The organism is Pedobacter sp. AC379 (assembly GCF_979258145.1).
On sequence record NZ_OZ409839.1, the window covers coordinates 142,398 to 166,058 of the forward strand.

General features: G+C 37.6%; 22 protein-coding genes. 13 read left to right on the forward strand and 9 right to left on the reverse strand.

What is annotated here, in order from left to right:
* Positions 1–16 precede the first annotated feature (16 nt).
* Complete coding sequence (locus ACZZZW_RS00625) at positions 17–2,461, reverse strand: outer membrane beta-barrel protein (protein ID WP_463491996.1); 2,445 nt, start codon at positions 2,459–2,461, stop codon at positions 17–19.
* A 472-nt stretch (positions 2,462–2,933) separates the two neighbouring features.
* A complete protein-coding gene (locus ACZZZW_RS00630; RefSeq protein WP_463491997.1) occupies positions 2,934–4,613 on the reverse strand; it encodes a dipeptidyl-peptidase 3 family protein in 1,680 nt (559 codons plus the stop codon).
* A 115-nt stretch (positions 4,614–4,728) separates the two neighbouring features.
* Between ACZZZW_RS00630 and ACZZZW_RS00635 the strand changes: the two genes are divergently transcribed.
* Complete coding sequence (locus ACZZZW_RS00635) at positions 4,729–5,565, forward strand: N-acetylmuramoyl-L-alanine amidase (RefSeq protein WP_463491998.1); 837 nt, start codon at positions 4,729–4,731, stop codon at positions 5,563–5,565.
* Positions 5,566–5,751: 186 nt separating this feature from the next.
* Here the strand turns inward: ACZZZW_RS00635 and ACZZZW_RS00640 are convergent, their stop codons facing one another.
* Positions 5,752–7,407: a glutamine--tRNA ligase/YqeY domain fusion protein gene (locus tag ACZZZW_RS00640; protein WP_463491999.1), complete on the reverse strand. Its 1,656-nt coding sequence runs from the start codon at positions 7,405–7,407 to the stop codon at positions 5,752–5,754.
* 264 nt (positions 7,408–7,671) lie between these two features.
* Here ACZZZW_RS00640 and ACZZZW_RS00645 point away from each other — a divergent pair, with 264 nt between their 5' ends.
* From ACZZZW_RS00645 to ACZZZW_RS00670, 6 genes are all read left to right on the forward strand, one after another.
* Entirely contained in the window at positions 7,672–8,091 is a 420-nt protein-coding gene (locus tag ACZZZW_RS00645) for a cobalamin B12-binding domain-containing protein (RefSeq protein WP_055902760.1), read from the forward strand.
* A 3-nt stretch (positions 8,092–8,094) separates the two neighbouring features.
* Positions 8,095–8,874, forward strand: a complete 780-nt coding sequence (locus ACZZZW_RS00650; RefSeq protein WP_463492000.1) for an enoyl-CoA hydratase/isomerase family protein — start codon at positions 8,095–8,097, stop codon at positions 8,872–8,874.
* Positions 8,875–9,131: 257 nt separating this feature from the next.
* Positions 9,132–10,181 (forward strand): AI-2E family transporter, encoded by a 1,050-nt coding sequence (locus tag ACZZZW_RS00655; protein ID WP_055902765.1) that lies wholly within the window; start codon positions 9,132–9,134, stop codon positions 10,179–10,181.
* Positions 10,182–10,254: 73 nt separating this feature from the next.
* Positions 10,255–10,521 (forward strand): YtxH domain-containing protein, encoded by a 267-nt coding sequence (locus ACZZZW_RS00660; protein WP_055902768.1) that lies wholly within the window; start codon positions 10,255–10,257, stop codon positions 10,519–10,521.
* Between the two features lie 51 nt (positions 10,522–10,572).
* On the forward strand, positions 10,573–10,950 hold the full coding sequence (locus ACZZZW_RS00665) for a phage holin family protein (RefSeq protein WP_055902772.1): 378 nt from the start codon (positions 10,573–10,575) through the stop codon (positions 10,948–10,950).
* A complete protein-coding gene (locus tag ACZZZW_RS00670; protein WP_055902775.1) occupies positions 10,937–11,374 on the forward strand; it encodes a hypothetical protein in 438 nt (145 codons plus the stop codon). The genes ACZZZW_RS00665 and ACZZZW_RS00670 overlap by 14 nt, the downstream gene beginning before the upstream one ends.
* 183 nt (positions 11,375–11,557) lie before the next feature.
* On the opposite strand, the gene aspS is transcribed toward ACZZZW_RS00670, so the two are convergent.
* From aspS to ACZZZW_RS00685, 3 genes are all read right to left on the reverse strand, one after another.
* Complete coding sequence (gene aspS / locus ACZZZW_RS00675; protein WP_055902778.1) at positions 11,558–13,303, reverse strand: aspartate--tRNA ligase; 1,746 nt, start codon at positions 13,301–13,303, stop codon at positions 11,558–11,560.
* 394 nt (positions 13,304–13,697) lie between these two features.
* Positions 13,698–14,126 (reverse strand): DUF4265 domain-containing protein, encoded by a 429-nt coding sequence (locus ACZZZW_RS00680; RefSeq protein WP_463492001.1) that lies wholly within the window; start codon positions 14,124–14,126, stop codon positions 13,698–13,700.
* Between the two features lie 45 nt (positions 14,127–14,171).
* The gene (locus ACZZZW_RS00685) at positions 14,172–14,576 is read right to left on the reverse strand and encodes a hypothetical protein (protein WP_463492002.1); all 405 of its coding nucleotides are present in this window, start codon (positions 14,574–14,576) and stop codon (positions 14,172–14,174) included.
* A 538-nt stretch (positions 14,577–15,114) separates the two neighbouring features.
* Here ACZZZW_RS00685 and ACZZZW_RS00690 point away from each other — a divergent pair.
* From ACZZZW_RS00690 to ACZZZW_RS00705, 4 genes are all read left to right on the forward strand, one after another.
* Complete coding sequence (locus tag ACZZZW_RS00690; RefSeq protein WP_082458594.1) at positions 15,115–15,672, forward strand: RNA polymerase sigma factor; 558 nt, start codon at positions 15,115–15,117, stop codon at positions 15,670–15,672.
* A complete protein-coding gene (locus tag ACZZZW_RS00695) occupies positions 15,665–16,192 on the forward strand; it encodes a hypothetical protein (protein WP_463492003.1) in 528 nt (175 codons plus the stop codon). Before ACZZZW_RS00690 ends, ACZZZW_RS00695 begins: the two co-directional genes overlap by 8 nt.
* Positions 16,193–16,321: 129 nt before the next feature.
* Positions 16,322–17,605 carry a hypothetical protein gene (locus ACZZZW_RS00700; protein WP_463492004.1) on the forward strand — a complete coding sequence of 428 codons (1,284 nt, stop codon included), beginning with the start codon at positions 16,322–16,324 and terminating at the stop codon, positions 17,603–17,605.
* Positions 17,606–17,676: 71 nt separating this feature from the next.
* Positions 17,677–18,222 (forward strand): peroxiredoxin family protein, encoded by a 546-nt coding sequence (locus tag ACZZZW_RS00705; RefSeq protein WP_463492005.1) that lies wholly within the window; start codon positions 17,677–17,679, stop codon positions 18,220–18,222.
* 53 nt (positions 18,223–18,275) lie between these two features.
* Here ACZZZW_RS00705 and ACZZZW_RS00710 read toward each other — a convergent pair whose 3' ends face one another.
* Positions 18,276–19,100: a bestrophin family protein gene (locus ACZZZW_RS00710; protein ID WP_463492006.1), complete on the reverse strand. Its 825-nt coding sequence runs from the start codon at positions 19,098–19,100 to the stop codon at positions 18,276–18,278.
* 207 nt (positions 19,101–19,307) lie between these two features.
* Between ACZZZW_RS00710 and ACZZZW_RS00715 the strand changes: the two genes are divergently transcribed.
* Both ACZZZW_RS00715 and ACZZZW_RS00720 read left to right on the forward strand, forming a co-directional pair.
* Positions 19,308–20,831, forward strand: a complete 1,524-nt coding sequence (locus ACZZZW_RS00715; RefSeq protein WP_463492007.1) for an MFS transporter — start codon at positions 19,308–19,310, stop codon at positions 20,829–20,831.
* Between the two features lie 11 nt (positions 20,832–20,842).
* Positions 20,843–21,094: a DUF6814 family protein gene (locus ACZZZW_RS00720; RefSeq protein ID WP_055902788.1), complete on the forward strand. Its 252-nt coding sequence runs from the start codon at positions 20,843–20,845 to the stop codon at positions 21,092–21,094.
* Positions 21,095–21,229: 135 nt separating this feature from the next.
* On the opposite strand, the gene ACZZZW_RS00725 is transcribed toward ACZZZW_RS00720, so the two are convergent.
* Together ACZZZW_RS00725 and ACZZZW_RS00730 are read right to left on the reverse strand one after the other, a co-directional pair.
* Positions 21,230–22,414, reverse strand: coding sequence for a class I SAM-dependent rRNA methyltransferase (locus ACZZZW_RS00725; RefSeq protein WP_463492008.1), 1,185 nt, complete (start codon positions 22,412–22,414; stop codon positions 21,230–21,232).
* Between the two features lie 111 nt (positions 22,415–22,525).
* Positions 22,526–23,536 (reverse strand): LacI family DNA-binding transcriptional regulator, encoded by a 1,011-nt coding sequence (locus ACZZZW_RS00730; RefSeq protein ID WP_055902794.1) that lies wholly within the window; start codon positions 23,534–23,536, stop codon positions 22,526–22,528.
* Positions 23,537–23,661: the final 125 nt, after the last annotated feature.

Sequence of the window (23,661 nt, forward strand, 5' to 3'; positions counted from 1 at the left end):
ACGGGCACTTTCTGTCCTAATTTTTCATCCTTCCTTGCTCTGCTTCAGTACCGGTGGAACGGCGGCGGGCAGGTTTAATTTCATTCTTGCCAAAACGGTATGTAAAACTGATTCTGCCGATCTGGCTTTCATTTTTTTGATAAAGATCGTAGGTTAAACCAGAATATATACTCGATAAGTTTGTTTTATACGTGTTAAACACATCAGATAGTGCAAATTTCAAGCTCGCTTTTTTATCAAACAAGGCTTTGCTCACACCGGCATCGATAGAATAACGTGGCCTGATAGAAAACGTTCCGTAATCAAGCGGCGATTCATAGCTGCCACTCAGTTCTGCTGTAAATCCACTTACAATGGTAAAGGTTTGTTGGGTTTTAAACTGAAAAGACGTTTTTCCAGTTTTTAAAGCCTTTCCGGCTAAATCTGGTGCTTCGAAACTCAGGTAAAAAACATTTAAATTGTTATTCGTCTGCCACCATTTGGTAATTTGAACAGGCACATTTAAATTGGCATTATAACTGATGTTTGTGGCGATATTCGCATTGGTTTGATATAAAGATTTACTTGCCGCATCAGGTAATATTACTTCTGTTATTACATCATTAACTCTGCTATAACCTATTGTAAGCATGTATTTCTGCATTAGCGTATAACTCATCTCAAAATTGTGTGTATACTGCGGGTTTAAAAACGGATTTCCTTTGCTGTAGGTAAATTCGTCTAAATAATAGATAAAAGGATTTAAAGCATCGTAACTTGGGCGGTCTATCCTCCTGCTATAAGAAAATCCTAACTGATTGTTTTTCGAAAGCGTTTGTTGAACAAATAATGTCGGAAAAAAATCCCAGTAGTTCCGTTCAACAACCGTATTGTTTGTAATCAGATTTCCTTTCGAATTGGTTTGCTCAACCCTTAAACCAATTTGTATACTGGTATTTTTAAACTGTTTATTTAAATTGGTGTAAGCTGCATTAACATTCTCATCATATATAAACTGATTGCTCCGTTTAACATCATTCTGCCAGGCACTGTTAATCAACTCTTCTGCCTGTAAGTCATTATCAGTTTTAACCCAACTGCTCTTAACCCCGGCTTCTAATTTTACCGTTTTGTTCAGTGCCACGTTATAATCAATTTTAAATGCTTTAATATCAATGATTGATGGCGTATTGTTCCTGGTATATTTTATTGGGCGGATTCTGTCTCCATTTGCAAAACGGTAATCGTTTTCATAATTAGACCCATCGTTTCCTTTGTATTTAGAATAATCTACATCGGCCGATATTTCTGATCCTGCAGTATCCAGAACAGATCTATAATTTAAATTATAAGAAACGTTATTGTATTTGTTTTGCTGTAATGAGTTGGTGATCAGGCTGGAATCAACCTTAACAAAAGAGGGCCCGATAAAGGTGTTATTTACAGAGGCTTCGTTTCCATGATTAAAATAACCGTTCACCAATAAACCAATCGTATTTTTTTTATCGATAAAATAATCTAAACCTGCCTTAAAATTATTGTTTTGTTGTTTTCGAAGGCTGGAGCCAGACTGCATAAAGTAGGTATCTGTATTCTTACCATTCGAAATCCGGTCAATATCAATCTGGTTCGTCCTATTGTTTTTTCCGTAATTGTAATTTCCAAAAAGATTCAGTTTTTGTGTCCTATGGTTCAGGCTCAAGCCAGCATTACCCCTAAAGTTTTTGCCGTAGCCGGCCATTCCATTAAGACTGCCGTTGGTTCCACCGTTTTTGTTTTTCTTTGTTTTAATGTTGATAATACCCGAATTACCAGATGCATCGAATTTAGATGATGGGTTGGTAATCAGCTCAATGCTTTCAATATCAGAACTTTGCATATTGCGAAGCAAATTGGCCACATCAGCACTACTCATATAAGTCTGTTTTCCATCCAATTGAATTAACACGCCTTGTTTACCCATCATTGAGATGTTATCGTTCTGATCTACCGTTATGCCTGGCGCCTTTTGCAAAACCTCCAGCGCAGTAGAACCGCTCATGATCGAACTGTTCGAAACATTCATCACCACCTTATCCATTTTTCTTTCGATTAACGGCTTGGTAACCGCCACGCTAACTTCTTTTAAATTTTGGGTGCTTGCAGTAAGCTGTGCAGTGCCAAAATCTATTTTCTGATTATCTTCCGTTAAAACAATTGTTTTACTTTTAAGCGTTTTATAACCCATATTACTGGCTTTGTAATAATAGCTTCCCTTATTTGGAACATTAAAACCAAAGGTTCCGTTAGGATCTGTGAAAGCTGTTTTAACCACACTCGAATCAGAAGCCTTGAACAATACAACCGTAACATAATCGGCAGGCTTTTTATTTTCATCCAGTATTATACCACTAATGTTGGCTTTAGGGTTTGTTTGTGCAAAAACATTTACACCGGTAAAAAAGAAGGAGAACGTAAATAATATCTTGTATAAATTTTTCATTGGTATGTTTAAATATTTAAAAAATCCGGGCAAAAAGATTTCCATAGCACAGTTTATATGCTTTCCATTAAATTGCCTGCTTATTTTAAAGTTTAGCCCGGAAACGAAAGGTTTCCGCTTGTCAAGTTATAGGTAAGACGACCGTATTTTAAAAAGGTTACAAGGTTTTTGAAAAAGTTGAAGGTTTTAATATAGGATTGAATGATAATAGTCCCAAGATTAGAGTTCAAGAATAAATTCCCATCTTAATTTGGTAGGGGAGCAATTGTTTTGATTTGCTGTAATTAATCGGCACTGCTGAGGGAAAAAGCAATTTAATCACTTCCGCTACCAACGTACTTTTAATGTTCACGCCTGCGCAGGGAATAATGAAACCATTTTAACATTGACGCATTTTTAACGCAAAAAAGCCACAGTTAAACAAGTGAGTACCTGCTTACCTATGGCTTTTAAACTCTTTGGTAGGAAATCTCTATTTTACACCAAGTACATCTACACCTTGTTCGAAAACTACATCCACCGGAATATTCTTTTTGGTTAACCTGTCAAGATCTGTTTGAAGTTCCGGATGGATAACAGCTTTATCCTTTTGCGCTTTTTCTACGGCAACTTTATCGCCATTACCCTGTAGTGTAATAATAAAAGCACTTAAATCGTTCATAGCTGTGGCAAATTTCTCAAAATTGACCTTATATGTTCCTTTAGCGGTCCTTTCAAATGCCCCTTTTTCCTGGAAGTAGTTGAAACACTGCATATTTGCTTTTCCATGTGCTTCAGAAACGCCAAAGCGTACCGAACGTAAGATACCAGCCATAAACGTGGTGTAATAATCTTTTATATCACCTTGTAGTTCTCCCTTTTTAAGTAAGCCGGTAACCATATACAAGCCTAAAATATCGGCTTTCCCCTTTTCCAACCAGCTGTATTGTTCTTTCAATGCCGCACGTACAAAACCTTTTCCGGTAATGGTTTTTTTAATGCCTAAACCATGTGCAACTTCGTGGAACATTACATTGGCAAAAAAAGCGTCGAATTTGATATATTGTTGTTGGTCAGCTTCAATTAATTCTTTAGAAATTGGTACCAGGATCTTATCAAATTTTGCCTGCATTGCATTTTTAAGCTGCGAACGTCGCGTACCTTTTTCTTGCTGTATCTTTTCATCGTTAGGAAGGTTTACGGCAATCGTTTTCGATCCGGCATTACAATCTCCTGCATAATACACTACATCATAAGCATTTAATTCAGAATCAGTTCCTGGAGTTTCCGTTTTGTATTTTGCGGCAACAGGCAAGTTTTTTTGAAGTTCAGGGAGCATTTTTACATACTTTGCCAAACGCTTGCTCCATTCTTTATCTTTAATCAGTACGTAAGCTTCGTAACTGGTGCGGGCATTGAAAAGTTTATCCTCATAATTTTCTATCGGCCCGATAATGATATCCAATCCATTGGTTTTCATATCCAGCCATGCGTAATCACTTGCCGTAAAATTATCACTAACCAAGGCATCGGCCCTTAAATTAAGGTATTTCTTCAAGCCTTTATCTTCGGCAATTAGTGCTGCTTGTTTCAATAAAGAGCTTACCTTTTGCAATTCAGCAGCAAATAAAACATGATACGGTACGGTAGATAACTTGCCTGTACTATCTTTCTGAATAACAGAATAGGCACCAAATTTATCAGCAAGATCTGATTTTTCAACCGCCTCCTTAGTGATGCCATAAGGATAAAAAGAAGCTCCTTCAGGCTTGGCACCAACACCTTCAACAAAAGGTTTATCGTTATTCAACCTATCCCAAGGGCCGTAGTTGATGTTTATAAAATCGCGTGTTTTTTCGTCTTTAACGGTAGCAAGCAGGCTATCTCTCTGCGGATAAGCCTGTTTCCAGTAAAGCTCATCCATAATTTCTGCAGCCTGAATCAATAGAGGCAAAACTTTGCGGTCGTTTATACTCAGCTGATTAATATTGGTGGTCAGTTTAACCCTTTCGTAAATGGGTAAACGCTGTGCAACGTAATTGGTAAGGCTATCATTTTTTACCACAACATTTTTTTCACCAGAAGGCTTATTATTGCCCGTACAAGATACCAGTGAGCCAATTGCAAATGCCAGGGAAGATAATAATATTGATGATTTGTATAAGTTCTTCATTATAGATGTATATCGCTGCTAAATTAGTAAATTTTGAAAGCTTTGTATAAAGTTTGATGCATTGGATGAAGTTTCACATAACTTTGTAACTTCAACTTGCTAACAATTCATGCCCATGTTATATCCCAAAACATTAAATTTATCCACTATTTTCGCTTTTCCGCTGCTACTTGTTTTATCTGGTTGCGGAAGTAGTAAATATGCTGCAACAGAAAAAATTTATAAAGAAAAAGCTAAAGATTTTTCTAAAATAATAGGCACAACACCTCCAGTTGGTCAACTTTACGATTCACTAGGGGCAACAAATCAAACCTGGATTGGTTCTGTAAATTTTGGGATACGCAAACCAAATTTTGTAGTAATTCACCATACCGCACAGGATAGTTTAGCACAAACGGTCAAAACATTCTTTTCAACCAAAGCTGGCACCAGCGCACATTACGTAATCAGTCGCGATGGGAAGGTAGTGCATATGGTAAATGATTATCTGCGTGCAAACCATGCCGGCATAAGCAAATGGGGAAAAGATACTGACCTAAATTCTTCTTCTATCGGTATTGAACTGGATAACAATGGCTTGACTGATCCATGGCCCGATGCACAGATTAATAGTTTGATTAAATTACTGGCTACCTTAAAGAGAACTTATTCTATCCCAACTGCGAATTTTATTGGTCACGCCGATATAGCCCCAAAACGTAAAAATGACCCAAAAAATTTCCCCTGGAAAAAACTGGCAGATAAAGGTTTTGGCTATTGGTATGATGATGTGCTAAAAAATCCACCTGCAGATTTTAACACCGAAATGGCTTTAAAATATATCGGTTACGATACCAGTAATCTTGCCGCTGCAATTACCGCATTTAAGATCCATTACATCCAATCTGATATTACATCAACCTTAACACCGGTAGATGTTTTGGTGCTTTACAATGTGTATACAAAATATTAGATCGGGGAGGCGATTTATAAGGCCGGAGAATGAAGGTCAAAAGTTTATTGCAGAAAGAATAGTGTAATTTTTTGATGCAGACCGCTTCTATTGAACACCTAAATTAAGATAACATAAAAAGGCACAGATAATCCACAATAATCTGTGTTCATCTGTGCCTTATGTATCGCCTAAAAATAGTAAAAACTAGTTTGGCTTTTTAAATGTATCTTTCAGTGTTACCGTTCTATTAAAAACCAATTTATCGGCAGTAGAATCTTTGTCTAAACAGAAATAGCCTTTTCTGATAAACTGATAACGGCCTTCCAAATCTGCATCTGCCAAAGCTGGCTCAATATAAGCGTTTGGTAATACTGTTAAGCTCTCAGGATTCAGGTAATCTTTAAAATCACCTTCTTCCGCATCAGGGGTTTCAGAGGTAAACAAACGATCGTACAAACGAATTTCGGCTGTTTTAGCATGTGGTGCACTCACCCAATGGATGGTTCCCTTCACATTTACGCCACTGGTATCGTTACCGCTTTTTGATTCTGGGATATAGGTACAACGGATTTCAGTAACGTTTCCATTTTCATCCTTAACAAAATCTTCGCACTTCACAATATAAGCGAATTTTAAGCGTACCATTGCGCCAGGTGCCAGGCGGAACCATTTTTTTGCAGGTACTTCCATAAAATCTTCACGCTCAATCCAAAGTTCGTTGCTGAAAGGGATTACACGTGTACCACCACCATCTTCTGCCTCAGGATTGTTTTCGCCAATTAAATCTTCCGTGCCTTTTTCGTAATTTGTGATTACCAGTTTAATCGGATCAAGAACCGCCATTACACGATTAGCTGTTTTATTTAAATCTTCGCGGATACAAAATTCCAATAAGCTCAACTCAATTAAATTTTCGCGTTTGGCAATACCAATTCGCTCGCAAAACTCACGTACGCTTTTTGGGGTAAAACCCCTTCTGCGTAAACCACTAATTGTAGGCATACGCGGATCGTCCCATCCGTTTACTAAATTCTCGTTAACCAGTTGCAACAACTTGCGTTTACTCATTACCGTACTGGTAAGGTTTAAACGCGCAAATTCATATTGTTTTGAAGGGAAAATCTCCAGTTTTTCGATAAACCAATCATAAAGTTCGCGGTGCGAAACATATTCCAGGGTACAAATTGAGTGTGTAATGTGCTCGATACTATCACTTTGTCCGTGCGCAAAATCGTACATCGGGTAAATGCACCATTTGTTGCCTGTACGGTGATGTTCAGCATGTTTGATGCGATAAATAATCGGGTCGCGCATTAACATATTCGGACTTGCCATATCAATTTTAGCCCGTAAAATATAAGCACCATCAGCAAACTCACCGTTTTTCATTTTCGTAAAAAGGGCTAAATTTTCTGCAACGCTACGGTTACGGTATGGGCTATCCTGTCCTGGTTCGGTTGGCGTGCCTTTTAAAGCCGCAATTTCATCTGCAGAACTCTCATCAACATAAGCCAAACCTTTTTCGATCAGTTTAACGGCAAAACCATACAGCTCGTCAAAATAATCTGACGCATATAATTCGTTTTTCCAGTTAAAACCCAACCATCTAATATCTTCTTGCTGGCTGTTTACATATTCGGTTTTTTCAGTTACCGGGTTGGTATCATCAAAACGCAGATTGGTATAACCGCCGTATTTTTGTGTTAGTCCGAAATTTAAGCATATTGCTTTCGCATGGCCGATGTGCAGATAACCATTAGGCTCCGGCGGAAAACGCGTAACCAAGGTTTCATACTTACCACTATTTAAGTCGTTCTCAACAATTTCTTCAATAAAGTTCAATGACTTCTCTTCACTCATAAAAACCTGTAAATTAGGAATGCAAAGGTAAAAAGATTGAGCGGATTTATACAATGATTATAGGTTTATTAGCCCATGGTTGATCGTTAATGGTTCAGAACTTCATTATAGTACGATGAAAATACCAATGCTTTAGTATTATGGGCCAAATAGCCTACAAAAACCACAGCTAAAAACAATGAGCCATCAACCAGAGTACACATTTATCCTATTTATAAATTACCTAATAAAATCAATACATTTACATCAACTTAATATTCATTTATGAGCAAAGCATTAAATCGGCCAATCCGTGTTTTAGTGGCTAAAGTTGGCTTGGATGGGCACGATAGAGGTGCCAAAGTAATTGCAACCTCGCTTCGCGATGCGGGTATGGAAGTAATTTACACCGGCCTACGTCAAACTCCAGAAATGGTGGTTAACACGGCATTACAAGAAGATGTTGATGCAATAGGTATATCGATCCTTTCGGGTGCACACATGACCGTTTTTCCGAAAATTATCAATTTTATGAAAGAAAAACAGATGGATGATGTGTTATTAACCGGTGGAGGGATTATTCCGGAAGCTGACCGGTTAAAACTTGCCGGCATGGGGGTTGGTGAGTTATTTCCACCAGGTACCACTATGGCAAGCATTGTAGAATATATTCAAAACTGGGTTACAGAAAACAGAAATTTTTAAGCTATGGCATATCAGAATTTAATATCAGAAGTAAAAGAAAATATCCTATACCTTACTATAAATCGCGAAAAAGCTTTAAATGCTTTAAATAAAGATACTTTATCAGAACTGGCCGAAGCCATTGCCTATGCCGGAAATACTGATGAAGTAAGAGGCATTATTTTAACCGGAGCAGGCGAAAAGGCCTTTGTTGCAGGTGCAGATATCAAAGAATTTGCTGATTATAATGGTGAGCAGGGAGAGGAATTGGCTAAAAAAGGGCAAAACGAGGTCTTTAATGCCATCGAAAATTCTCCAAAACCATTTATTGCAGCAATTAACGGTTTTGCTTTGGGCGGTGGACTTGAGCTTGCCATGGCCTGCCACATGCGTATCGCATCTGATAATGCAAAATTGGGTTTACCAGAAGTAACTTTAGGGCTGATACCAGGCTATGGTGGCACACAACGGTTAACCCAGCTGGTTGGAAAAGGCAAAGCCATAGAATTGATTACTACCGCAAATATGATCACCGCAACTGAAGCTGAGAAAATAGGACTTGTAAATTATGTTGTACCCCTAGAAGATTTAATAAGCAAGGCACAGGATATTTTGAATTTAATTAAGCAACGTGCACCCTTAGCGGTATCAGCAGCAATAAAATCAGTAATTGCATCGGTAAATGATGCTGATGGCTTTGCCGTTGAGATTGAATCATTTGGAAAATGCTTTGAAACTGCCGATTTTAAAGAGGGGGTAACTGCATTTGTAGAAAAAAGAAAAGCTGTATTTGTAGGAAAATAATCGTTTTGCAATACAAGCGATTACTCAGTTAACCAGAGAAATTAATTATTGCGATACAGAATGCTGAATGTCCAGCTATTTTAGAGGTGTAAAGGCAATTTACTTTGTCAACACTTAAGACCCGAAAAATTTAATTTAGATGGAAAAACACGCTATAAAAAATTCAAGCTGGCCATGTTTGATGATCATATATAAATTTTAAATTCGAAAAACAAAATCGATCATTTTAGCATTTAAAGAGTACCTATTATCTAAACATGTCAGTATTCTCCTACAAACAGCGTAATAACATTAATCTTGTCATTATTATTGCGCTTGGGGTGTTAATTGCGTATTCTCTACAAGGTATTTTTAGTGCTATATTAAGCACATTGGTACTTTATACCATTATGCGCCCAGCCTATATTCATCTGGCAGAAAATAAAGGTTGGAATAAAAGGTTTGTCGCCATTCTGCTCATCACCATCAGCATTATTTTAATTGTTTTGCCATTCTATGCATTGAGTAGTATGGTAATCAGTAAAATTTCAGAGTTGCGGAATAATGAGATTTTCTTTAAAAACATTCTGGTTAAGCTACAGCACCTTATACCGGTAAAAATTAATCAGGAACTTATTCAGGATGGCTTAAACAGACTGGGTAACTGGGCTACACAGCTTTTCCCCTCACTGATTTCGAGTGCAGTAAATATTATATTGAGTTTACTGGTAATGTACTTTTTACTCTACTTTATGCTCATCGAGCGAAAAAAGTTCGAATTTTCCTTAGTGAAATATGCTCCTTTCAGAGAACAGAATGCACTTCGTTTTGGTGATGAAATGAAAAACACAACTTATGCAAATGTACTTGGGCAAGGATTAATCTGTTTGGTGCAAGGATCATTGGTAAGTCTATCATTTTATGTTTTAGGCTACAAAGATCCTGTATTCTGGGGAGTGATTACCACCTTTATTTCTTTTGTACCTGTTTTGGGGCCCCCTGTTGTTTTTGTGCCTGCAGCTATTTTACAAATTGCAAATGGAAATAATTTTGCAGGTTGGGCAATGCTTATTTTTGGTTTTGTAGTTGTAATTAATATCGATAACGTACTCAGATTCATTATTGCAAAAAAAGTTGGCAACATTCATCCCATAATTACAGTAATTGGCGTAATTATTGGTATTCCTTTATTTGGAATATTAGGCCTTGTTTTTGGCCCGCTACTTTTATCTTATTTTATATTGCTTGTTAAAATTTATGAGACGAGTACGCTCGCATCAGAAAGATTGGAAAGAATTAAAACAAATAATGAGCATAGTGAGTTATAAATATAGCTTAACAATAAAATAATGTAGTAGTTTTATATTGTACTTAATTGTTAAACCCTTAAAATAGATAATTATGAATGATAACTCAAAAGTTGTAGTTGCGCTTTTAGCAGGATTAGCTGCAGGTGCAGCGTTAGGAATTTTGTTCGCACCAGATAAAGGTGATGAAACCCGTGATAAATTAAGCCAATCGCTAAAAGATTTGGGTGATTCTATCAAGGATAAAGCTGCTGACGAAATTAATAACCTTGCCAGTTTAAAAGAAAAAGTGGTAAGCTCGATTAAAACGAAATTAAGAAGCGTAGAAGAAGAATATAGCGACGACGTAGAGCACGCTTAGTAAATAACTTGTATAGCCGGGCATTTTGCCCGGTTAAACCTCATCTGAATTATGCAGGAAAATAAAGATAAAAGTATTGAAGATCTGGTAGAAGACGCCAAAGGCTTTTTGGAAGCCAGGGTTGAATACACCAGACTTTATCTGGTAGAAAAAGTATCGAAAATATTTGCCGATTTAGTAACCAGTACCACTGTTATTGTCTGCTTTATACTAGCCTTTTTATTTGGCTCTGTAACGCTGGCACTGTACTTATCTGATGTTTTAGGTAGCTACGCGGGAGGATTTGGCTGTGTTTCCTTATTTTATATCCTTTTGGCCATAATTGTATATTTAACCAAGGATAAATATATAGAGAAAGCAATTATCAATATTGCCATTAGAAAATACTTTGATAAACTTGCAGATAAGGAGGAAGATGAAAAGGTATAAAGATATCCGCAACCTGGAAAACCTGCAGGCAAAAAAATTAGAACTTAAGGTAGCATATACGCTTAAGCAAAATATGCTTAAAACAGATGCAAAGGCCTATTTGAAACAGTTTACATTGGGCGCATTGATTAAAAGATATGCTACACCTAATAATTTATTCAAAGCTGATGAAAAACTAAACATTAGCGGCACCGCCATGTCATTGCTGTTACCATTCTTTATGAACAAAACCATATTCAGAGGGGCTGGCTTTTTAACCAAGGCAGCTGTTGGATTGGTATCGGGCAAGGTAGGCAAATCATTAGATGCAGAGCATTTATCGGCGATCTTTAATTCGGTAAAAAGCTGGTTTGGTAAAAAGAAAGAGAAAAAAGATAAAAAATTTATCGATTATGGCATTCCGCCAGATAGTGAAACGTATTAGTCTAATGATTCATTAACAATCGGTTCATTGGATAAGCAAAGTGCTAATTATATTATAAAAAAGCCTCAGGATTCTAAATTCTGAGGCTTTTTTTATGCGTTTCACCATCGTGTCCCGATTTTAAATCGGGATTCAGGGTCTTTTAATGAGATGATGAAACCAGTTCAGCAAGACGGATCTATTTTATAAATCTGTCTTAATTTTCAGTTCCTTCAATTGCTTATCATCAATAGTGCTCGGACTATCGATCATCACATCTCTACCGGAGTTATTTTTAGGGAATGCAATGACATCGCGGATAGAGTCCAAACCAGCGAAAATTGAGGTTAAACGATCAAAACCGAAAGCTATACCACCGTGTGGAGGTGCGCCGAATTCGAAAGCATCCATTAAGAAACCAAATTGCTTTTGCGCCTCTTCTGCACTAAAACCTAAATGTTTAAACATTAAGGCCTGCAAGGCCCTATCATGGATACGGATTGAACCACCACCTACTTCAGTACCATTGATAACCATATCGTAAGCATTGGCACGAACATTTTTAGGATCGGTATCTAATAAGGCTATATCTTCAGGCTTTGGAGAGGTGAATGGGTGGTGCATTGCATGGTAACGTTCAGTTTCTTCATCCCACTCTAAAAGTGGAAAATCCAATACCCAAAGGGCAGAGAATGTATTTTTATCGCGTAAACCCAAGCGGTTACCCATTTCTAAACGGAGTTCGTTTAATTGTTTACGTACTTTATCAGTAGAACCCGCCAAGATTAATATTAAATCGCCTTTTTCCGTTCCGAAAGCTTCACTCCATTGCTTAAGGTCTTCTTCATTGAAGAATTTATCTACAGATGATTTAATGGTTCCATCATCGTTATGGCGGGCATAAATCAAACCTGTAGCACCAATCTGCGGGCGTTTGATAAAATCGGTCAGTTCATCCAATTGCTTACGCGTATAGCTAGCAGCACCTTTTGCATTGATACCTACAACCAGTTCAGCATTATCAAAAACAGGGAAACCTTTTCCTTTAACCAGATCGTTAAGCTCTACAAACTGCATTGCAAAACGGGTATCGGGCTTATCAGATCCATATAAACGCATGGCATCTGCATATTGCATACGCGGCACTTCAGGCAAATCGTAATTACGTACCTCTTTAAATAAAGTACGGATCAAACCTTCAAAAGTATTTAATATATCTTCCTGTTCGATGAAAGACATTTCACAATCAATTTGGGTAAACTCAGGCTGACGGTCGGCTCTTAGATCTTCATCCCTGAAACATTTTACAATCTGAAAATAACGGTCGAAACCGGATACCATTAACAATTGTTTAAAAGTTTGCGGCGACTGAGGCAATGCATAGAATTCACCTTCATTCATGCGGCTAGGCACCACAAAATCTCTTGCTCCCTCTGGAGTAGATTTAATCAGAACAGGCGTTTCCACCTCAATAAAATCTAAAGCATCTAAATAGCGGCGGACCGATTGTGCCATTTTATGACGTAAAACCAGGTTATTGCGAACCGGATTACGGCGTAAATCCAAATAGCGGTATTTCATGCGCAACTCATCACCACCATCAGTTTCATCATCGATCATGAAAGGAGGCAACTTTGCAGCATTTAAAATCTCTAAAGCAGAAACTTTAATTTCTACATCACCGGTTGCCATTTTTGGATTTTTGTTACTTCTTTCTACCACAGTTCCCGTGGTTTTAATCACAAATTCACGACCCAAGGTACGTGCGGCTTCGCAAAGCTCACGATTATCATCCATGTTAAAAACCAGTTGAGTAATACCATAACGGTCGCGGATGTCGATAAAAGTCATACCGCCCAAATCTCTTGATTTTTGTACCCAACCACATAGCGTAACACTTTCTCCTAAGTTATTCAGGTTTAATGCACCACAAGTTACTGTTCTTAACATATATTGTAATCTAAATTAAGCGGCAAAAATACCGATTTTGTTTTAAAGTTAATGCTATAGGCAAAGGTTTTTGAAACAGGTTTTTTGAGAAGCATGAATAAGAGAAATATGTACTGAAGTCATTAACCTTAATTCATTTTAAGTTCTGAGTTAGAGATCTGAAACAAGATGAATACATACTTAAGGCCGTCAGCCTGAATTCATTTCAGGTTTTGAGTTAAAAATCTGAAATAGAATCGAATAACTGCTTGGTTAGTTCAACTATTAAAAACTGTTTGTTTGCCAAATACAGGAAACAGATACCTTTTCAGCTTAATCTGAACAGACTAAAGAGGGTATTTTAGCAAGTGATTTGATTGATTACCTGCTTCAATCCATCAGCCAGTTACTATTTCTACTTACATGCGATTTGAAATCGATGCTTATCATACAAACAACTTTCGGCATAACCGATAACTTCTTTCCCCTGCAATTCATTTAACTTAAGATTTATAGGCTTATAATTTATCGTTGGGGGAATATCGATTACGAAATAACCATCTTTAAATTTCTCAGTTTTACCACCTAATATCTCAAAAACTCTAACTATTTTATCTATTGATGTCCTTTTATCCATTAGCACCACCTGAATAGTAGAATGACCAGAATAAGCGACTGTTTCGCGATAGGTTAACATTTTTTCATCTGTATCATGTTCAGCAAATATGAGATCGTTACAAGCAAAAGGTGCATAAAATGGAACATTGTCTATTTTATAATGACCCTTTTCTTCATCCACAATAATGCACCACATGGTTTCAATTGTCCCACTCTTCAAGGGCATCGCTGTAGAAACTAAAAAGAACTTTTACACTGTTGTCTTCAGTCATTAATATTTCTCCTCCAATACGATTTCAATTGCTACAACCTTCCACTCTGCTTTAATTTTTTTCCAATGGTAAACTTCTTCGGTTTGTACGGTTTGTTTTTTAGAAAAAATCAGCAGGTGCGGCTTTAAAACAACCGATTTACGAGCAATCTTTTCAGTAAAAATTTCATTTTCAAAAGATGATTTAATGCGATAATAACTGGTATTGATTTCTTTAATTTGATTAAAATACTTTTTTAAATCAATCGTATAATCGCGCTTATTAAGTGTAACACCTTCAGCAGGCGTATAAGTTAAATCTTCATTAAATATAGCGGCGTAAGTCATTACATCCTTATTTTCTAAAGCCTGGTTTGCTTTTTGGTGTATCTCATTTATTGCTGAAATGATTATATCGGTTTCCATAGCATGAAGTTAATGTTTGTATCAGGAATTTCAAATTTATGATGATAAGGCCGCTGATATTCCACACATGCCAAAAGCACAAACCTGATCATTTTCAATCAACTGTAAAACATTATTATTTGTTTAAAAACGGAAGGACAGCATTTCATAGGTGCTGTAGCCCCGCCATTTGCTTTATCCCGATGAAGGATCGGAACGCTCGCTGCTGTCGGGTTTAGTTAACAGCGGTTTGCTTCAGGGCACAAAACTTTCCCAAATAAACCCAATTGTAGGGAAGAGCTTCCGATCCTTCATTGGAACGCGTACAGAAAAGCGGGACAGCAATTGCCAAACGCACAAACCTGATCATTTTCAATCAACTGTAAAACATTATTATTTGTTTGGAACGAAAGGGCAGCATTTCATAGGCAGTATCCTTCTTTTGTTTAACCGGGATATTTTTAGCTAAAAACCAGATTAACATATTTTTAAACTTTTTTTATACCTTGATGCAACGTTTTAAAATCCCTTATGTCTTATAATCAGAATATTCGAAATTTTGGAAGCCGTATACATCGATAAAAACCTAGAACTCGTAAAAAAATGCATGCAGGGCAGCCGGGCAGCGCAGTTTGAATTGTACAAACTGTATGCAAAGGCCATGTATAATGTGGCGCTGCGTATTTTAAATTACGAAGAAGAGGCGGAAGATGTTTTACAGGAAGCATTTTTGGATGCTTTTACCAGAATTGTTGATTTTAGGCAGGAAACCACATTCGGACTTTGGTTAAAGCAGATTGTGATCAACAAATCCATTAATTATCTGCGCAAACGCAAAATGGAATTTGTAAGTACCGACGAAATATCGGAGGTGCCTGATGAAGACAGTTTTGATGACAGTGAAGTGCGCTTACAGGCTGATGAAGTTAGAGTGGCTATTGCCCAATTACCAGATGGTTACAGGGTGGTATTGAGTTTGTATCTTCTAGAAGGTTACGACCATGAAGAGATTGCACACATTTTAAAAATAAGCGAAAACACTAGCCGTACGCAGTACATGAGGGCTAAAAAGAAGTTAAAAAGTATTTTAGAACAGAAAGGGATGAGAGATGAATAATAGATTAGAAACCTTTGTAAAGGAAAACCGTAAAGCATTCGATGTAATGGAGCCATCGGCCGGACTTTGGGCAAAGATTGAACAGGAGTTAGATCAAAAAAAGAAAAAAAAACCGGTAAAGCTATATTTATGGATGAGTGCGGCAGCAGCGGTAGTAATGGTTTTAGGTTTAATTTGGTTGTACGCAGGCAGGCTACAAAACAAAGATTTAGAAATAGCCGACGTTAGCGCATCTTACGCCAAAAAAGAAGTTCACTTTGCAGGATTGATTACCGAAAAAAGAGATAGTTTGGCCATTTTTGCTTCTGCAAACCCTGAACTATATAAAAAGTTTACTGCAGATCTGAAAAAGCTTGATGAAGATTATGAAAGATTAAAAGCAGAACTGCCAACTTCGCCAAACCAAACTTTTGTGGTAAAAGCGATGGTAAAAAACCGCGAAATACAATTGCAATTGTTAAAACAGCAGTTGTTAATCATAAACCAGGTTGACGATTACAAGAGAGTTAACCAGATTTAAATAAGTAAAAATAGCAGGGAAATCAATCTTGATATCTGCTGCTCAACAAATTACATTACGCTCACCTCACCGAATTGCTTATTGCCAGCCGGCAGGCTTTAAGTTTAAAGGTGTTTAAAAACTAACAACATGAAAACAATAAATATATTATTAGCCTTCATGGCTTTAATCGCCGTAAAAGTTGATGCGCAGGAATTGGTGGTGAATAGTCCATCAGAGAAAACAATTGTATATACCGACAAATCGACGACATTGGCGATGGTAAATACTTCAAACTATAAACAAACGGGGAGCGATGCTGAGCGTTCTAAATCTTTTAGTAAAAGTTTCAGTGTGGATAATAATGATAAAATAAATTTGAACAATCAATTCGGTTCGATTTTAATTAAAACCTGGGACAAGAGAGAAGTGCGTGTTGATGTAGATATTAAAGCCTACAGCAATTCTGACAATGATGTACAAAAACTGATTGATGGGGTGAGCATTGATGCCACTAAAAATGGCGACGTGGTAACTTTTAGAACAAATATGGGTGATAGAAACGGACGTTATGGCCGTGGCGTAAGAAATGGCGTAACCACCTGGCGCAGAGAAATAAAAGTAAACTATGTTGTATTTATGCCGGCTGTAAACCCATTAACAGTGTCGCAGGAATATGGTAATGTAGAATTGGGTAATTTTTCTGGCCCAACCTCTTTAAAGGTAGAATACGGCAATCTGGTTGCAGGCAATTTAAGTAATATAAATAACTACATTAATGTTCAATACGGCAAATGCGATATCCAGGATTTAAATGCTGCTGTAGTAAAACATGAATACAATGGCCCTGTAACCATTGGTGCTGTGGGTACGTTACAACTTGATGCGGAATATGTTGCTGTAAATATCAATACCATCAGAAAATCGGCCGATATTAAAATACAATACGGTAAAGGCTTAACAGTTGGTACCATTGGCGGCAACCTGCTTTTAAATGCCGAGTATGCAAAGGTAAATATCAATACGGTTAAAGGAAATACAGTTGTTAAGCAGGCCTATGGTGATTTAAATATTGCATCGGCAGGTAAAATAGCGGTAAATGCAGAATATTCAAATGTAACCTTAGGCACTTTAAATGGCGATGCCAACATCAACATGGATTATAACCGCCTAAGTGTAAATGAAATTACACCTGCCTGCAGAAACTTCACCTTTGGCGGGGAATATGTAAGTGTGGGATTGGGTTTTGCAGATCGTTTTAATGCAAATTTCAATGTTTCAACATCATATGCAGGCTTTAAATATGGTTCGAACGTAACCTCAACAACGGTGAGCAAAGATGATGAAACCAAAAAATATTCGGGCAAAATTGGTAGCGGTGGCACAGCAAACGTATCCGTTAAAACAGAATATGGTTCAGTTACCTTTAAATAAGAATTTCCAAACCAAACAAACCATTAAGTCCGGCCATTTTTGGCGGGACTTTTTTTTTATCTTTAGGCCTGATGAAAATTTGCCTGATTCTTCTACTCACTGTCTTCAGCCTACCCTCGTTTGGGCAGGATGCGCCAATTAGATGGGCAACACAAGAAACATTCTTTGAGGATCTATCTGGAAAAAACCTGCCTGCTTTTAATGGATTAACCATTAATAAAAAGCCATTTTCAAATGCTGATATTAAAGGCCAGGTAGTGGTCATTAATTTTTGGTTCGAAAAATGCCCTCCCTGTATTGCTGAAATGCCCGAACTGAACAAACTTGCAGCCAAATACGCTGCAAGAGGTGTTAGGTTTATCGGAATTACGCATGATGCTCCTTCGAGCGCCAAACGCTTTCAAAAACAGAATGCTTATCAATACGAAATTGTATCCTTGAGTAAGGATGAAATCCGGAAGCTAAATATAAACCATGGTTTCCCATCCAATATTCTGGTTGGAAAGAATGGAAAAATCGTTTATGCCATGGCAAATTTTTCCCTCTCCGATCCCCAGTTTAAATCCAAGTCCATTATTTTTGAAGAAAAACTAAAAGCCTTAATAGCTGCTCAATAATTGAGCAGTTTATCGCTAAAAAAGTTTAATTCCTTGGTAATATCCCAATAAAACTATAGGATATATTCGTTATTTATAGGCTTAATAGGTTCTGGAATGTTTTCTTCCTTGAGCATTTGCAAAAGATTGATCTCTATCGTTCTGGTAATCTGGTTGAGTGGAACACCGGCAGAGTTATTTTCAAAGGGATTAACAAGACTCATCCCGTTAATTTGTGTTGATACAAATACAAAACCGATTAACCACCCTAAAAATATGGCGGCAGGTCCGGCATCCTGACTGATTACGAGTGTAAAAGTGACAACAAATAACCAGATAAATACTTTTGTTAAATAGGAATAGGTAGTTGGAAATATTGTATTTTTAATCCTTTCGCTCATCCCCATCGAATCTGAAAAACGGGTTAGCATCTCATTGATTTCGATAAAGCGAAAGCCATCAATTGCATTGTTTTTTGATAGTTTTTGCAGATCTCTGGATTGGATGTTTAAAATGGCATTGTGTGCATTATTATGTTTTCCAATTTCCTCTAAATCTGCTTCAGTAAGGTATTTGGTATAAATTTCATCCACTGCTCCCCTTAAATTGGCTTTTAGCGCATATAAAAATGCAATATGCCTGTATACCATGCGCTTAACACTTTCATCATCTTCATCAACATAATTAATTAATGCTCTTGCGTAAGAACGGGAATCGTTTACCAATGCACCCCAAATTTTTCGGGCTTCCCACCACCTGTCGTAAGCCTGGTTGTTATTAAAACCAATAAAAAAGGCAATTGCGGTACCCAGTACAGTTGGTATTATGGATGGTATTGAAAAATGGTGGGCAATTAAATATGCCCGTACGAAATATGCGGCGGTGCATGAGGCGATCATGATTAAATCAACTTGCCAGGTATTTCTTAAAATTCTAGTTAATCTGATATTTTGTATTAAAAGCATATATATTGAAAGGAAACTGATTCATTCGGATGAAAATACAAACATAAAGCGGAAATGTTTTAGTATGAGCAAATTAAATAATCGCGCGGGTTTGCTATTGTGAAGTAAATGTCTATCTTGGGCCACCAAATATTTCTTTTTATGAGCGAAACGTTGCCGAAAAATAACATTTTCAAAGTTATTGGTGCCTCTTCATTGGGCACTCTTATAGAATGGTATGACTTTTATATTTTTGGAAGCCTTGCGGTCATCATTGGCCATCAATTGTTCCCGGAAGATGCCGGTGCTTCTGCGCTCATTAATACTTTAGCCATTTTTGCTGCCGGTTTTATTGTTCGTCCGTTTGGGGCGTTAGTATTTGGCAGACTTGGCGATTTGATTGGTAGAAAATATACTTTCCTACTCACGCTGGTTTTAATGGGTGGATCTACTTTTTTTATCGGCTTAATTCCTTCTTATAAAAGCATTGGTTACGCTGCGCCTATTTTAGTACTGGTGTTGAGGTTAATTCAGGGTTTGGCGCTGGGAGGCGAATATGGTGGTGCTGCAACCTATGTAGCAGAACATGCTCCCAAAAATAGACGAGGCTTTTTTACCAGCTGGATTCAAACTACGGCCACCTTAGGGCTATTCCTTTCACTAGGAATTATCGTAATTACCAAAAATATACTCGGTGCTGAAACCTTTGGCGATTGGGGCTGGCGGATTCCTTTCCTCCTGTCGATTGTTCTTGTTGTGGTTTCGATTTATATCCGTATGAAAATGCACGAATCGCCCATGTTTTCGAAACTGAAAGCAGAGGGAAATATTTCCAAAAATCCATTAAAAGAAAGTTTTAACAATAAGGCGAACTTTAAAATGGTGCTACTGGCATTATTTGGTGCTACAATGGGCCAGGGGGTAATTTGGTACACCGGGCAATTTTATGCACAATCATTTTTGGAGAATACCTGCAAATTGGATTTTAACGATTCGAGGTATATTTTACTGTGGGGAATTGCTTTTGCAACACCCTTTTTTGTAGTATTTGGCGCATGGAGTGATAAAGTGGGCAGGAAGTGGATTATGTTAACCGGAATGCTTCTTGGGATTATTTTTTACCGACCGATTTATCAAACTTTTTTAAATGATACGGATTACACGAAAGTTGAACAATCAGCAATTTTATCTTCAACGCCTGCACCTGTACACTCCGTTTTAATTGAAAATACAACAGATAGTTTACGAACGGTTTCTACCAAAATAATACTTAAAAACGGAGCTTCTTTTAACAGCGTTCAAACCGATACGGTTTCTGCAACTAAAGGCGTTCTAATAGGCAAGGAAATACTGAAAGATAAGGTATTACCAACGCCAATATTTTGGAAATTTGTAGGTTTAATCTTTTTTCAGATCTTACTGGTAACAATGGTTTACGGACCAATTGCAGCATTTTTGGTTGAGCTTTTCCCTACTAAAATCAGGTATACTTCTATGTCATTGCCTTACCATATTGGCAATGGTGTTTTTGGTGGCCTTGTTCCATTTATCGCCACTTTAATTGCAAGTTTTTCTGGTGCAACACCACTCTCCGGGCTATGGTATCCGATAGGTATTGCAACATTAAGTTTAATCATCGGAACAATTTATTTATCAAACAAAAGAGACGAAAACATTAACGATTAGCTACCAGCAAGATGAATATATTAAAGAAATTTTTAGGGTTGGTTTGGATGGTTTTAGGCCCACTGACCATGACTTTCCTATTTATACAAGCAATAGATAAAGTTGGATTGACCCATACCGATATTGAAAGAACGAATACCATTTTGCAATGGGCAATTATTCTCTTCATTTTTCTGCCGATTAGCCTTGGATTGATGATTTTTGGGTTTTATGCCTGGAAAGGCGAGTATGATCATCTACCGGAAAGTTCGGAGGAGTTATAAATACTTGTTTATCAGCCAAGACGCTATTTTTACCACAAAGGCTTTAAAATCACAAAGAATGGATTATTCCGCGTAGGCTGTGTTTTGCACTTTTAGGCTAGAAATAGGTGTTGGTTACTGACCAGGGCACAATTTTTATAATACCCGCAATAACAGCCCTTTTAGGTATTCACCTTCTGGAAAAGAAATTCTAACCGGGTGATCTTCTGGCTGGCAAAACTGTTTAATAATCTGTACTTCTTTGCCTGCATCAAGTGCTGCCCAGGCAATAATCTGTTTAAAGGTTTCAATATCAACTGCGCCTGAACAGGAGAAAGTGGCCAGTAAACCACCTTTTTCCAGTAACAACATACCCAGGCGGTTTAAATCTTTATAAGCCCGTGCCGCTCTATCCAAGGCCGAACGCGATGGTGCATATTTGGGCGGATCAAGCACAATTATGTCGAACAGTTCTCCCGATTCTTTAAAAGCGCGGAGTTGTTTATTCACGTCAGATTGTATGGCCGTTACCTTATTTACATCAAAATTGTTTAAGGCTACATTTTGTTTTAGCGTTTCTACAGCTAAGCCAGAACTATCTACACTGGTAATGCTATCGGCCTCATTTGCAAGGCTATTTAAGCTGAAACCACCACTGTAACTAAAACAGTCTAAAACTTTTTTACCTTTGGCATAACTGGCCAAAATACTTCTATTATCACGCTGATCGCAATAAAAACCAGATTTTTGTCCTTCTGCAATGTTAATATGATAAGTAATTCCGTTTTCTTTAACGGCTAAAAATTCAGGAGGATTTTCGCCCCAAAGCAGACCGTTTTCAATAGGCAAGCCTTCGTGGGTACGGGCTGTGGCGTCACTTTTATCAAATATTCCTGTTGGCTTTAATTCTGCCTTTAGTATTTCTACAATTTCTGTTTTTACTTTTTCAATCCCCGAACTTAAAATCTGAAGCGAGAGGAAATCTGCATATTGATCAACAATTAAACCCGGAAGAAAATCAGCTTCACTAAAAACCAGTCTGCAGGTATTGGTATGTTCGCTTAAAATAAACTGACGTGAGGCAATGGCTTGCTTCAAACGGTTATGGTACCAGCTGTTATTTATAGTTTGAGTTTCTTCCCATTCCAGAAGACGCACAGCTACGCGCGAATTGCTGTTGTAGTAGCCATAGGCCAGAAATTCATTATCGAAGGCAAAAACTTTTACAACATCACCATCTTCAGGTTTCCCTTTAACTTTTTCCAATGCCCCAGAAAATACCCATGGATGCCTTTGTAATGCTGCTTTTTCTTTGCCTTTTTTTAATATGATTTCTACCATGCTGCAAAGGTAATAATTTGTAGGGAGTTTGGCACAGCGCGTTTGGCGCTGAGTAATGGGAAGTAAGTTTGGAGTTGGCGGCATGGAATGCCATGCACAGCGATATGATGCCTACCGCTTTTTTACCAATTCAGTGTCCAATACTTTGGTTTCGAATTCGGTTACGGGCCTTTTGGCTTCAATCATCGAAATAAGTAGCTCGGTTGCCACCTGGCCCATTTCAAAAGCAGGTTGTTTAACTGAGGTTAGTGAGGGCGAAAATAATTCGACAAGATTAGAGTTGGTGAAACCGGCAATGGCAATTTTATCCGCAACCTCGGGATTGGTTTTCTTTAAAGCCATAATGCAGCCCGTAGTAAGGCGATCGCTCGAAATAAAAATTCCATCCGGTTGTAGTGGTAAAAGTTCTTTTACTGCTTGCTCGAGCTCTGCACTGTGCATGCCCCCGTGCTGACAATATTTAACAAGTTCGGGTTTAAATTCAATGTGGTATTTGAGCAAAGCTGCTTTATAGCCTTCCAGTCTTTCTTTGGTTATCGAAAGGTTTTCAGAATTTGTAAGGTGTGCAATAGTCCTTTTTCCTGATAAGATGAGGTGTTCGGTGGCATCAAAAGAACCTTTAAAGTTATTTGCTATTACTTTGTGGGTTTCAAAATCCTCCGGCACACGATCAAAAAAAACAATTGGCAATCCTTTGGCGTACAAGCTTCTTAAATAATCAATATCCTGTGTTTCTGACGATAATGCAATCAATAAACCATCAATAGAGCGCGAAGCCAGGTGCTCAACATTCAGTTTTTCCTGTTTATACGATTCGTGACTTTGAGAAATGATTACGTGGTAATCCTTATCATATGCGATGGATTCGATTCCGTTGATCACCTGAGAAAAAAAGTTGTTGGCAATCTCACTCACAATAATGCCAATAGAGTAACTACGGCGTTCTTTTAAACTTCTGGCAATGGGGTTAGCACGGTAGTTTACCTTTTCGGCATAGGCCAGCACCAGTTTTTTTGTTTCCTCACTAATTTCGTAACGGTCTCTTAAAGCCCTGGAAACTGTCGATGTAGACAGGCCCAATGCTTTAGCAATATCTTTTATGGTAGATGTTTCAAATCTCATTTTTCGCAGTGCGTACAAGTTACGAAAAATATCTCTTTAAGGGCGTTCAACTCCCAATAATAATAAACGTTCTCTTAACGTTTTTGGGAACGTTTGCACACTTTTTTAGTTAAAATTAGTTTCAA